Origin of the sequence: Limnobacter sp. (assembly GCF_046297615.1) — a bacterium.
Lineage (GTDB): Bacteria > Pseudomonadota > Gammaproteobacteria > Burkholderiales > Burkholderiaceae_B > Limnobacter.
This window is the reverse complement of the sequence record NZ_JBKBHM010000001.1, coordinates 214817-227550: the sequence shown is the minus strand read 5'-3', so window position 1 is coordinate 227550 and position 12734 is coordinate 214817. Positions and strand designations below refer to the sequence as shown.

The window sequence follows — 12734 nt, the reverse complement described above, 5'->3', positions numbered from 1 at the left end:
GTGAGCAAGCCCGAAAATCCCGATGTAGTGCGGTCCGCCGACCAGGTCACCGACCCTTCTGTCAAACAGAAAGCCGCCGCCAAAACCGCGCGCATCCCCATCAAAATTGTGCCGGTTGAGCAACTGAAAAAGCCGGACTGGATCCGCGTCAAAGCAGGCTCGCCCAGCACCCGCTTCTACGAAATCAAACAGATTCTGCGCGAGCACAAGCTGCACACCGTGTGCGAAGAGGCCAGTTGCCCCAACATCGGTGAATGCTTTGGCAAAGGCACCGCCACCTTCATGATCATGGGTGACAAATGCACCCGCCGCTGCCCATTCTGCGACGTAGGCCATGGCCGGCCCGACCCGCTGGACGTGGACGAACCCGAAAACCTCGCCAAAACCATTGCCGCCCTGCGTTTGAACTACGTAGTGATTACCAGCGTGGACCGCGACGACCTGCGCGACGGTGGCGCAGCCCACTTTGTGGCCTGCATTGAAAAAACCCGCGCCCTGTCGCCCGACACGAAAATTGAAATCCTCGTGCCCGACTTCCGTGGCCGGCTGGACCGCGCCTTGGGCATCCTGAACGCCGCCCCGCCCGACGTGATGAACCACAACCTGGAAACCGTGCCCCGCCTGTACAAGGAAGCACGCCCAGGGTCGGACTACCACCACAGCCTGAAACTGCTGAAAGACTTCAAAGCCCTGCACCCCGAAACGCCGACCAAAAGCGGCCTGATGCTGGGCCTGGGCGAAACCGACGACGAAATTCTTCAGGTGATGCAAGACCTGCGGGACCACAACGTCGACATGCTCACCATCGGCCAATACCTGGCCCCTTCAGGCCACCACCTGCCGGTGCGCCGCTACGTGCACCCCGACCAATTCAAAGTGTTCGAACAAAAAGCCTATGAAATGGGCTTTGAACACGCTGCGGTGGGTGCCATGGTGCGGTCAAGCTACCACGCTGACCAACAGGCGCATGGGTTGGTGTGAGGCTGCAAAACACTTCAGCAGCTTCTTGATTCACTTCCAGCCCTGAATCCACTGCTCTTCGTTCAGCAGTTCACGCCAGTGGATGATCTGAGAGTTACCCGAGTGTACGGCTTCAAGCACGAACCGTTCTACGGGTAGCTTGTCATCGTCCGGCCGAACTGCGCTACTCACAATGAAATGCTTCTCCTTGCGCAAAGGGGTGACAGCTGTCCATTTACTCAACAGAAGTTTTTTGGGGTTCAAGCGGCGCATGTTTTAAGAGGCTCAGGCCTAAGCCTTAAGTTGCATTACGGGCGTTTTTGGTGGAGCTTAACATCGACCTTACTGCTCTGGTTTGGCTTGCTAATTTTTGGGCCGCCTGTCCAGAAATTCAGGTTGGGTGTTAAATGACGGTGTTTCGGCCAAAGTGGACGATGGCCCACTAAACGCAAATGACCGGTCTGTTACAAAAAGCAGACTCTTCCAGTATTGATACCCACTAGCCGCCAACGAGATCATCAGGCCCCAAATACACTATGTCTATCCGACCTACGTCTTGAGACACTTGGGCACGTAACAGACCGGCCCTCCCGGGCACAAGTACAGCTTGCATGGTCCCCAGCGGCGCACCGTCCGCAGCAAGCACGCGTGGCTGACCTGCCCAATAATGGAGTTGAACTGGGGTTCCTGGTGGTGGCGGTACTCCGAGCCACGTCACCCCGCCCAGTACCGGCGGTCTGCCCAGACGCGGTTCACGCGCGGTGTGAAGCTTTGCGCAAACTCGATCCACATCGCCCTGGTCTCTGGTGTCGGCCAATCAGGTTGTACGGTCCATGCCACAAGCTCACCCGAATCGAGCCAATGGCGAAGTGCTTGGGCTGTTTGAAAAGTCGCTCCACTGTCAGTGACAGCCTTTATAGCGCCAAGCCTAGAGTTGAACCCCGCCTGAATGAGGATCGCTGCAGACCTATTCAATGTTCCGGTCTCAACAGCAGCCACCGCAAGGCCAAGCTCATAGTCATCAAGAGTAAGGAGTCCGTCAATGGTGTCGCCATTGGCAACTCCGCGCACCCGGATTGCCTCCATCGCCCAAGGAAGGCGATAGACAAGCCCCCCCTCAATGAACTGCAGAGTCTCCGATTCCTGGCCGGCGGCGATGGAAAAAAGAGGCTCACCGAGAAGCCAAGCGCGGAGAATGTCGCGCCAATTTTCCGGCATAGGATCTGGTGTGAATGGATAGATGACGAAGACGCGTTCCGCAATCGCAGTAATTGCGGCTATCGCGGCCTCAGCATCGCCATTAAGAATGCTCCCGTTGGCCTGAATTAGTAGAGGGTTTGCTTCCTCTGCAATGGCATCTAGCGCCTGCCCGGTTCCCAACCCCACACCTGCCAAGAAGTATCCACGGCGGCGCGCAGCAGTCGATTGGCTCCAGATATATCGGCTGCGAGAAATCAAGCCGGCTTTTAGAACCTGTTGAACCTGCTCGTTCTGTCTCAGAAGACGTCGATGCCACAGGGAGGATTGGAGGATATCGTCCAGCGCCGTCGCAACCTCATCATCTGGAATCTCGTTTTCGCCAATGAGACTCAGGACGGCCGTGTCGAGCGTCGCAACATGCTGCTGCCAATCTGCAAGGGCACGTGCACGATCTTCGGTGCTCTCATTCGCGACTTCGGGGAAAGTCCACGCCGCTGCGTTGTTTGCGACATAGTCGATGAGCTGATCTAGGTCAGCGCCGACTTGGCCTCTCATACGGGACAGCAGTACCGCAACGAGTTGCACCAGCCCACTCTCCATATTACGAGCACCGAGATCATCAATGAGCGCCTCCCAGTTACTTCGTTTTCTCGGAATCTCGTCGAACATGGGGAAGAGCACGAGGCCTTCTACATCGACATAGGCCCGGCCGATCACGTTCTTGAACTCGGAGATGTCGATCCTAGTTCCAGCACGGTGGAGGGAGTGCATGACCACAGCGGTAGCGGATAAGTTCAAGCCTTGAGCCAAAGTTGGCGACGAAATAGTGACTTTGAGGATATTGCTACGCAACAGGCCTTCGATCTCCTTCCGGTAGGCCGTTGGCAAAGCCCCGTGATGGAGTGCCACCCCGAGACGCAGGCACTTGAGGATTGCACTGTCAGGGCCCAGCCACTCCTCACCAAGCGCTATTGCAGTAGCGAGAACAGCAGGGTCTGCTTCCAGTAACGACTGTAGTGCGCCGCGCTCATGCAGGTCGACAATCACGTCCGCAAACGGTTCAACGCTACGTCGTTCCGGGCAGAAGATGAGGACAGTCTGCCCGTCGTCTACCAGCCTCCATGCTGTTGCTAAGCAAAGTTCTCGTTGATCGTCTGGAAAGAGCCTTGTTCGGCGCCGCTTGGGCGCCACCCATGTTGGCGGCGCCACTCCAGTAAGAAAGCGCTCAACCCAAGGGCGCTCTTCGCCGACACGCAAATTCAGGCGTGCATTGGGGGATGCCCAAATTACCTCGCCAAACCGCAACCGTGTTGGACGCCAGTCATGTTTGATCAAGCCACCAGGATGATCTCGACGAAGCCATATAGCGAAGTCGTCTAGTTGATCGCCGTCGGGAAGAATCGCCGATAAGTTTGCGTATAGTTGAATGTAACAACACCCCCCACGCCTCTCAACGATGCGCACCAGGGGGGTTACTTTTTGTGCTGTTGTGGCTCATCACTGGGTTCGATGAGTGTGTCTCAGTTTTCTGCCCTTGTATGTTTGCTGGGGTTTGTCCGTCAGTGTTCAATTATTCTTGATCAACGTTTGACGATTCTGATAGTTGATACACCGATTGGACACATCTGACCCACATTGAACTGACTCATCATCTAAACCCCCAACAGGGCTCTACACACCATCCATGTTGAGGCCTGATCCTGCAGATTGCAAGTTAAGCTGATCACCCTGTACGAGGCCAACACCTGGTTGGTTTACCGTTAACCCACCTTCGCTTGTTCATGTCTTCCTTAGAGCAAGCCTTCACTGCGCAGCCACACACCGGTGCGGTGCATGCCCTGTTCCAGGCTCACCGATGGTCGATAATTAATCAGTTGTTCAGCTTTTTTTGATGAGTAGCCGCCGGTTCGCGCCAGGTAACGAATCGTGGTTGGATTGATTTCAGTGTCAACGCCACGCAGTCGAGCCACGAATGCAACAACAGCGGCAGCGCCCAGTGCAAGGCTTGTGGGTACGGTTTTGGGCGAGCCAGAGCGACCCAGCATTCGATGCAGGTAACCAAAGTATTCGCTGGTGGTGCAGGTTTCAGGCCCAGACAGGGTAAAAATTTGCCCAGCAGCCTTGGGGTGCCTTGCCGCCAGCAAGAGTCCGTCAATGAGGTCATCGACGTAAACGGGTGAAAATATGCCTTTACCGTCGGCGGGTAGGGCGAAGGAACCCGACTTCATGGCTTCTATGGGGAGCACGACCCATGGTCGTGACCCTGGGCCGTAAACATCGCCAGGGCGAATGATGGTGACGGCAAGTTCACCCGCAGCATGGGCTTGTAAGGCGACATGTTCACTGGCAATTTTTGTATCAACATAGGCGTTTCCATCGGTGCGAACAGGCCATTGTTCATCCACACCATCCGGGAAGTTCACATCAGAAAACGCCCTCACCGATGAAAGGTGAATCAGGCGTGTAACGCCAGCCTTGATTGCCGCGTCAACCACGTGTCGGGTACCTAAAACATTCACGCGCCACGTTGTCTCGGCATCTACCGCATTGGACACAACAGCGGCCGTGTGAATCACCAGATCACATCCTGAAAAGGCGTCCTGCCAGGTACCGGGCGTAGCAATATCGCCAGCAATCATTCCCGGTTGCCCACCAGTGTGGCTGTCGACACCAACCACCTCAATTCCTTCTGCCTGAAGTCGACGCGCGATCGTCCGTCCGATAAAGCCATTCGCACCGGTGATTAAGGCTTTTTTGTAGATCATGTTCGTATCCCTTGAACTGACTTGTGTTTTTAAATGACTGGGGGTTTTGCGGCTTTGGCAATGGCATCTGGAATGGTGTTGCCCACAAAACCAATACGCTCAACAATCGGCCTGAGCAGCCCCGGAACTCGCGCCACGAGGGAGTTCTGAACAGTGGGTACGATGATTTTTGCGCGACGCTCAATGCCAGAGACCACCGATTCCACAACGGTTTCCAATGGAATCATTTTCCACAGACCTTTCTTGTTTCCACCCCACAAGGTATGTCCTGCGGGGTCGGCATGCACTTCGTCCATCATCGGCGTTTTGAAAAACGTCGGGTGCAGGCTTCCAACCTCAACCCCGTAGTGGCGCACCTCAAGCCGGGTGGCGTCGCACAATGCCCACACACCGGCTTTGCTGGCCACGTACGGGCCTTGCAACGGCGAGTGAACAAACGCCCCCATGGATGAGACGCCCAGCAAATAGCCTTTTGATTGCTTGATGTAGGGCAACGCAGCCCGAAACGTACGCCAAACGCCGTTCAGGTTGATGTCGATGACCCGCTCAAACAGCGCGGGGTCGTGGCTTTCCAGTGGGGCCATGGAGGTGATGCCAGCGTTCGCAATCACCACATCAATGCCACCAAAATGCGATGCGGCTGCATCTACTGCGGCTTGAACACTTTCCAGTTTGCGAACGTCAACAGCCCACCCGTAGGCCACGGACTCCGATCCGAGTGTGGCTGCCTGGGCCATAACCTGTTCGCCATTGAGGTCGAGCAATGCGAGGTTTGCACCCCTGGCTCGAAGTTCTGTTGCTACAGCAGCGCCCAGGCCTCCCGTTGAACCGGTAATCAGAACGGTACGACCGTTTAGCGAATAGCGAGGCATGACGACTCCTGAATAATGGGTAGAAGGTGTGTTCGACGATCAACGGCGTGGCAAAGTGCGAGAGAGAAAGTCGAGTTGGTCGTTCACGACGCGCTCGAATGCGTCGCCGCGATAAATGTCAAAGTGCCCATCTGGGTAAAGTTTGATTTCTCCATGGGGCGCGCGGGCCGCGTGGCGCAGCGTCGCTTTGGCCGGCGCCACAGAATCGGTTTCGCAAACGCAGAACAGAATCGGGCATGTGATCTTGCTGGCCATTCGACCGGGGAAGTGCCGAATAATGTCCAGTCCAAACCGTGCGGCAACCTGGTTTTTGACAGGTTCACCGTCTGCGGCCAAGGCCAGGTAGCCGTCGAATGCGTCTGGGGCGTTCATCAGGGCAACTTCACCGGGGCGCCCGGCAGTAGAGACCAATTTGGGTGCTGCGCCAAACCAGCTGCCGATTCGATCCACCAAGGCAATCGCAGTTAACTTCAGCGAGGTGATGGGGTCGACGGTGAGTGCCGAAGCAAAACCGTCGGTGAAGGGGCACTGAGCGATGGCTGCAGCCAATCTTCCGTCTTTCGCCGCAGTCGCGATGACATGGCCGCCGCCAAACGATGTACCCCAAATCACAACCTGGTCTGGATTGATGTCTTCCAGGCCACGGGCATATTCAATGGCCGCTTGCCAATCAAGCAACTGTTTGCCGATGTCCAGCAGTTGACGGGGCTCGCCATCGCTTTCACCAAAATGGCGATAGTCAAAAATCAGGCAGGCGTACCCCGCGGTCACAAAACGTTCAGCGTAGGCAGGCAGTCGCATACGTCGGGTTCCGCCAAGCCCGTGGGCCATCACGATGACAGGAAATGGCCCTACACCCAAGGGACGATACAGGGAGGCTGCGCACATCTGCCCTTCGGAAGGAAAGCGAACTTCAATCGGCTCTAGGGGCGAGTTGGACCAAGTCGTCATGGGTTTCTCCGTTTTTGTAATTTCGGCATACTATGGCTTGTCGAATTGGCTGGCTTGACCATTTGTGCTGGGCCACTTGACATTTTCCGCCCGCCCGACGGGGAGCATAAAAACAATGACAATCCCACTGCACCGACGAGTCGTACCGGTAACCTACGCGCAATTGCTTCACGACTATGTGGAGTCAAAGGGCTTTGATCCCGAGAAATTGCTGGGCGAGCCGTGGCCTCAAGTTGCAGCAGACGGTTCTGGCGGCATCAGTATTGAACATTGGGCCAACATGCTGGCCCTTGCAGAAAAGCGGCTTGACGACCCCTTGATTGCTTTGCATTTGGGGGCCTCGATCACAGTGCGCCACTTGGGGATCTTGGGGGCCGTGCTGTTGGCCTGTGACAATTTTGCTGCGGCACTGCACAAATTTGATCGTTACCAACGCCTCATCTTCGATGTCATCCCGATGATCAAACACGTTCATGAAGAGGGTGTCGATCTGACTTGGGACAATCGCGGATTCCAGCCCGGCCGTTTGGTGGACGAAACAGGTTTTGCCGTGCTGATTCAGTTCTGTCGCAGCCTTGTGCGTGGAAGTTTTCGACCCCTTCAGGTGCAGTTTATGCATCCTGCACCGGCGGACATCACCCCCTATGAAACCTATTTTGGTTGCGAGGTTCGTTTCGGTCAACGCGAACCGATGATTCAGTTGTCTCATGAGGTTCTTGCTTTGCCCTTGAAAAGCCCGGACCCCATCTTGATTAAGGTTCTGGAACAACACGCTGACCGTTTGCTGTCTGACTTGCCTCAACAAGACGAAACCGTTGAGCAAGTGCGCAGAGCCATTGCAGATGTACTTCATCAAGGTGAGCCCGATATAGAGCGAGTCAGTGTTCAACTGGGGCTGTCATCGCGAACCCTGCAAAAGCGCTTGCAGCATGTTGGCACTTGTTTCAGAGACGAGTTGGGTGTGGTCAGGCACCAGTTGGCCACCTCGTATCTTCGGGACCCTCGCCTTCAGGTGGTTGAAATCGCGTTATTGCTTGGCTATTCAGAACACAGTGCCTTCACCCGTGCTTTTACAAAGTGGACCGGCAAAAGCCCCGTCCAGTGGAAGCAGCAGATTCAATCGCCTGCCGTCATCGGGGCCAAACCGGGTATCGGCGATTAAGGGGCACCTGTGAGAACGGTCGATTCTTCTTACGTAGAAATGTTGTACGAGCATCTGCAAGCCTGTGGATTTAATGCCGAACGCATTTTGGGCCGCCTCATCGATTACGGTGGGCGTGTTCCGGTTAGCGTTTGGAAGAAGATGCTGACGGACGCCCAACACATCACTAATCAGGATTTATTCGGTTTGCGTGTCGCCGAGCGCATGCGGTTCAGTCATTTCGGGTATCTGGGTTATCTATTGTTGAATGCAGACAGCCTCCTGGAGTGCTTGGCACTGAGTCAAGACAACACCCAGTTGGTTTCGGAGAACAATCCAACCCAGATCGCGTTCTCTGAAGGCGCCATTGATATTCACATTCCGCAAATTCATGGTTGGGTAAGTCAGGCGTCCGACGAAGTCGGTTTGGGCGCCATACTTCGCTTCCTGAAATTGGTGACCCATCAGGATATTCAGCCAGTCCGCGTCGAGTTCGTCGGTGCACAGCCGCTCAACGCAGCGGACTATGAAGCTTATTTCAAGGCTGAGGTGAGGTTTGGCGCAGAAATGCCGCGACTGCTTTTGCCCATGAACACCCTGCAGTTACCCAAAGCCAAGCCGGAGCCAATGCAATACAAGGATGTCGATGAATGGGTTGCTCGCCGGCTTCAGTATGTCCGAAAGTTGACCCCGGAATTGGAGGCCATTCGAATTCAACTCCTGCAACTGATTCGTCAGGGTAAAACCCAGCTCGGGGATTTGGCCGCTTTGCGGTGTTGTTCAATCCGAACCTTGCAGCGGGTATTGGAAGACCAAGGTGTTCGATTCCAGCAGCTTCTCAGCGATACCCGCCACGGCTTGGCGATTGAATATTTACGCGATCCCCGAATTGCGCTGTCAGACATCGCAGATTTGCTGGGTTATTCCAGTCAGGCCGCTTTTAATCGGGCATTTCACCAGTGGACTGGCCGTACGCCGCTGGCCGTGCGCGAATCGCAGCGCTGACCAAACTCAGGTGGCAATCCACGTGTGCCCAATCGGTAAATTGCCGACCCCCTTGAATAAAGACTTGTCGTGATTTGGTAATACTGAATCCCCGGCTTTGATTAGCATCAGCAAAATTTTATAAAGTAAACGGATGCTGATGATTGCCATGAAACCGACCTATATTCGCTGTGTCATTCCTTTCTTGATTGCCTCCAGCCTGGCAGCTTGCGGTGGCGATAACGTTGCTTCAGGCGAAGCCAGCTCCGGTAGCCCGGTTTCTCCTGCAGAAGAAAGTCGTGTTGTACTCACCTCCTCCAGCCCTCTGTCCGAAAAAGACGGTTGGTCAGACATTCTGATTGACCCAACGGGCGACTATGTCTACCCGGCAGACGTGATTGCAGAAGGGGATTCTGCACAGATCGAGAATCCGGATTTCCTGAAAACAGCCGACGGCAAATGCGCAACCATCAAATCAACCGCCCCATTGTTGGAGTTGAATCCGAACCGTGTGGTGATTGATCTGGGTATCAACACGGGTGGCATTGTGGAGGTCGGTTTCTGTGACGGATCAACAGCACGAACCCACCTGGCCTTTGCAGAGCGCAGAATTTGGCTCAACAACGACGGCGATTACACCGGCGACAATGCAGGTCAGGATGATGATCCAGAGGGCCGTTCCCATGACATCCCTGTGCGGACCAAAGGCAAATACGTTGTGTCGGGCATTCAAGGTGGCCAGCGCTGGATTTCAATTGCACTGGGCAATGCCGGTCTCTCCAAAATTGACTACATTCGCGTCAAACCGACGCACCTGCGGGTTTCCAATTCTACGCAGAAGGGGTTTGGGTATTCTGGTCGTTTCCTGTCCAGTGATTCGCTTTTGAACACCATCTGGTCGCACTCTGCTTACACCATGAGTATGACCGCACTCAAGGACCCTCAACGTGAACGGTTTGTGTACGTTGATGGGGCCAAACGCGATCGTATGGTGTGGCTGGGGGATGTGGGTAATCAAGGCCTGGCCGCGTATTACTCGCACAAGGACGGCAGGAAGATCATGAAGGACACGCTGGCCATGTTTGGTTGCCAGCAGTATCCCAGCGGTTATCTGCCCATGTTCAGTCAGATTTATGTCACCTGCAAGGAAGACTACTCGGACTTAACGCCCGACGGACCGGTGCCCCACGCTCTGGAAGCGCAGGAAGAGATTGGACGCCTTGGTGAGTACACTGCATGGTGGGTCATCGGACTGGCAGATTATTACCTGTACACCGGGGACAAGACTTTCGTGAAGGCCATGTTGCCGGTTGCACGGCGCACCATGAATTACTTTGAAAGTCGTTCAAACAAAGGTGTGTATTGCACCGGTCAAATTGGGTCGGATACACCTTCTCCTGCCTTAATCTCGGCTGCAGGCCCCTTGGGCCAGGTGCTCGCTCAATTGTTTGACACCTTCTCGCTGATCGGTAAATCAACAGGGGCTTGTATTCCTGCCTATGTCGGTGAAATCAGTTGGCAACCGTTCGACATCGCTTCTGGCGAGCAGATGCACACCAATGCCGTGATTTATCGTTCCTACAAGCGCCTGGCCGAGTTGGAGCGTGAGTTGGGGCAGGGTGACGAGGCAGCCAAAAAAATCGAAGCGCGTGCTGAAGAGCGCCGCCTTGCGATGATGAAAACTTTCTGGGATGAGTCGGCTGGCGCATTCATTGGCAACAGCTTTAATCCCCAAACCAACCACACCGTGGACGGTAATGTGGAAGCTGTTCTTGGTGGCATCGTGAATGAGGCGCAGGCCGCGCGTATTCTGAGTTTTATGGATACCAAGTTGCAAGGGCCCTACGGTACTTTCACCGGCGAGCTCAATAACGATCCATTCATGCAAAAACTGTATGCGCCATTCATCGCTTCCCGAGAATTGACGGCCCGCCTGAGTTTTCAGGACACCCCAGGGGCGTTGAATCTGATGCGCAAAATGTGGGGTCACATGACCAAGGCAGACCCCGCTTCCACCCTTTGGGAACGGGTTGGGATCAATGGCGAAATTCCGGCGTACAACCTGAAAATTGACCCCTTTGGAAAGCCTTCACTGCAGCGTCCCAATGAGGGATTCACCTCGGCGGCACATGGATGGGGTGCTGGGCCAATCAACGCACTGACCGGTTACATCACAGGCATTCGCCCAGTGAAGCCGGGCTTCTCAGAGTGGTTGGTCGAACCTCAACTTGGCGACTTGACCTGGGCGCAAGGACGGGCTGATACGCCGTTCGGCTTGATTGAATCGCGCTGGGAGCTTACTGACACCGGTTTCAAAATGACGGTGATTGCCCCCGAGGGTACCCAAGGAAAAATTGCCGTACCGCTGAAAGGCGCTGACAGAATGGTTGCGATGAATGGCAAGGTGATTTGGGCCAATGGCAAGGCAGCCCAGGGCATGGACTTGATCAAGCGGGGTGACTATTTGGTCATCTCCAACATCACTGGCACCACCACAATCGCCTGGTGATCAGCATGCGTACCCCTTTGGTGCTTGCCCGTGTTGCCTTGATCTCCATGGCGTTGTTTCTGTCTGCATGTGTGGGTTCAGACAACGCAACGCTGCTTGCAGGCTCAACGGTTGCACCGACTGAGTCGAGTAATTCTCCGTGGGTGACTGTGTGGTCGTGGGCCCCGATGGGGCTTGTTACAGCCAACTTTCTCAACACAGGTCGCATTCCCGGGCAACCATTGCCAGTCCCTGTTGTTTTGAATGACACCACGTTGCGGATGGTGATTAAACCAACAGCAGGTGGTGAGGTGTTTCGACTCAAGCTCAGCAATATATTTGGTGATTCTGCTCTGGTTGTGGAGCAGGTTCACGTGGGTATTCATGCGGGCAATGGAGAGGTTAAGGCTGGCACCAACCGTTTGGTCACTTTCAACCAAGGTCAGCAGGCCCTGTCCATGGCGCAAAATGACTACCTGAGTGATCCGTTCAATCTTCAGGTGAGTTTTGGTGAGGAATTGGCCGTAACCCTCTTTCTCAAGGGGCCACATCATGGCACTTTGACAGGCCACCTTGAGACCAATCAGGAGGCATACATTGCCCCTGGGTCAACTGCTGAACTGGCCTCGGCAGAGTCCAGTTCTCAGTTCCCGCTGCGCTGGGTGAGCAGTGCCTACCTGAGCGAACTTCAGGTGCAGAACAGCGACCAGAGGGGGGTCCTGGTCGTCGTTGGTGACTCCATCACCGATGGAACCGGGTCGGAGATCAACAGCAACTCACGCTGGAGTGATGTGCTGGCCAAGCGTTTGGCCACGGCTGAAGAGCCTGTTGCTGTCCAGTCCATTGCCAATATGGGCATTGGGGCAAATCGTTTACTGTCTGATCCCAATTTTCCGCTCACTGCCTTGTTCAACTCGGGCCCCGGGTTATTGAAGAGGATGGACCGAGACGTACTTGGGGTGAACCGGGTTTCACATGTGATTGTCCTGATTGGCACCAATGACATCGGTATTCCTCCGGGCACCACCGCGGCGGAATTGATTGCAGGGTACCGGCAGTTGTTGGGCCGCTTGAAGGCCCGGGGAATCAAGGCTTACATTGCAACATTGTTGCCTTCAGGTATTCGCCAGCTGCCTTTCCGTGCACCCCTCATTCACTTCTCGGCAGAAGCCAAGGCACTGAGAGACGAAGTGAATCAATGGATACGGACACAGAATGAGTTCGATGGTGTGATTGATTTTGCGAAGTGTGTAGAGGACCCTGACCGGCCAGGGTACATGCGAGCAGAATACGACAGCGGTGATGGGCTTCACCCCAACAGCAATGGCTACAAGGCCATGGGTGACTTCATTCCCTTGGAACTTCTACGCTAA

The 12734-nt window shown here is 55.0% G+C and carries 10 protein-coding genes; 5 read left to right on the top strand and 5 right to left on the bottom strand.

The window, feature by feature from the left end; translation table 11 throughout:
• Window positions 1–981 (top strand): lipoyl synthase, encoded by a 981-nt coding sequence (gene lipA, locus ACK4FF_RS01085; RefSeq protein ID WP_409703661.1) that lies wholly within the window; start codon window positions 1–3, stop codon window positions 979–981.
• A gap of 30 nt (window positions 982–1011) precedes the next feature.
• Here the strand turns inward: lipA and ACK4FF_RS01080 are convergent, their stop codons facing one another.
• The 5 genes from ACK4FF_RS01080 to ACK4FF_RS01060 form a co-directional block, all read right to left on the bottom strand.
• Window positions 1012–1233 carry a TIGR02450 family Trp-rich protein gene (locus ACK4FF_RS01080; RefSeq protein ID WP_409703658.1) on the bottom strand — a complete coding sequence of 74 codons (222 nt, stop codon included), beginning with the start codon at window positions 1231–1233 and terminating at the stop codon, window positions 1012–1014.
• 441 nt (window positions 1234–1674) lie between these two features.
• A complete protein-coding gene (locus ACK4FF_RS01075) occupies window positions 1675–3495 on the bottom strand; it encodes a hypothetical protein (protein WP_409703655.1) in 1821 nt (606 codons plus the stop codon).
• 455 nt (window positions 3496–3950) lie between these two features.
• The gene (locus ACK4FF_RS01070) at window positions 3951–4925 is read right to left on the bottom strand and encodes an NAD-dependent epimerase/dehydratase family protein (RefSeq protein WP_409703652.1); all 975 of its coding nucleotides are present in this window, start codon (window positions 4923–4925) and stop codon (window positions 3951–3953) included.
• 29 nt (window positions 4926–4954) lie between these two features.
• Window positions 4955–5797, bottom strand: coding sequence for an SDR family NAD(P)-dependent oxidoreductase (locus ACK4FF_RS01065; RefSeq protein WP_409703649.1), 843 nt, complete (start codon window positions 5795–5797; stop codon window positions 4955–4957).
• 39 nt (window positions 5798–5836) lie between these two features.
• The gene (locus ACK4FF_RS01060; protein WP_409703646.1) at window positions 5837–6748 is read right to left on the bottom strand and encodes an alpha/beta hydrolase; all 912 of its coding nucleotides are present in this window, start codon (window positions 6746–6748) and stop codon (window positions 5837–5839) included.
• Between the two features lie 115 nt (window positions 6749–6863).
• On the opposite strand from ACK4FF_RS01060, the gene ACK4FF_RS01055 reads away from it, so the two are divergent.
• From ACK4FF_RS01055 to ACK4FF_RS01040, 4 genes are all read left to right on the top strand, one after another.
• Complete coding sequence (locus ACK4FF_RS01055) at window positions 6864–7910, top strand: AraC family transcriptional regulator (RefSeq protein WP_409703643.1); 1047 nt, start codon at window positions 6864–6866, stop codon at window positions 7908–7910.
• A 9-nt stretch (window positions 7911–7919) separates the two neighbouring features.
• Window positions 7920–8894, top strand: coding sequence for an AraC family transcriptional regulator ligand-binding domain-containing protein (locus ACK4FF_RS01050; protein ID WP_409703640.1), 975 nt, complete (start codon window positions 7920–7922; stop codon window positions 8892–8894).
• Between the two features lie 148 nt (window positions 8895–9042).
• Window positions 9043–11382, top strand: a complete 2340-nt coding sequence (locus ACK4FF_RS01045) for an alpha-L-rhamnosidase C-terminal domain-containing protein (protein WP_409703637.1) — start codon at window positions 9043–9045, stop codon at window positions 11380–11382.
• Window positions 11383–11387: 5 nt separating this feature from the next.
• On the top strand, window positions 11388–12734 hold the full coding sequence (locus tag ACK4FF_RS01040) for an SGNH/GDSL hydrolase family protein (RefSeq protein ID WP_409703635.1): 1347 nt from the start codon (window positions 11388–11390) through the stop codon (window positions 12732–12734).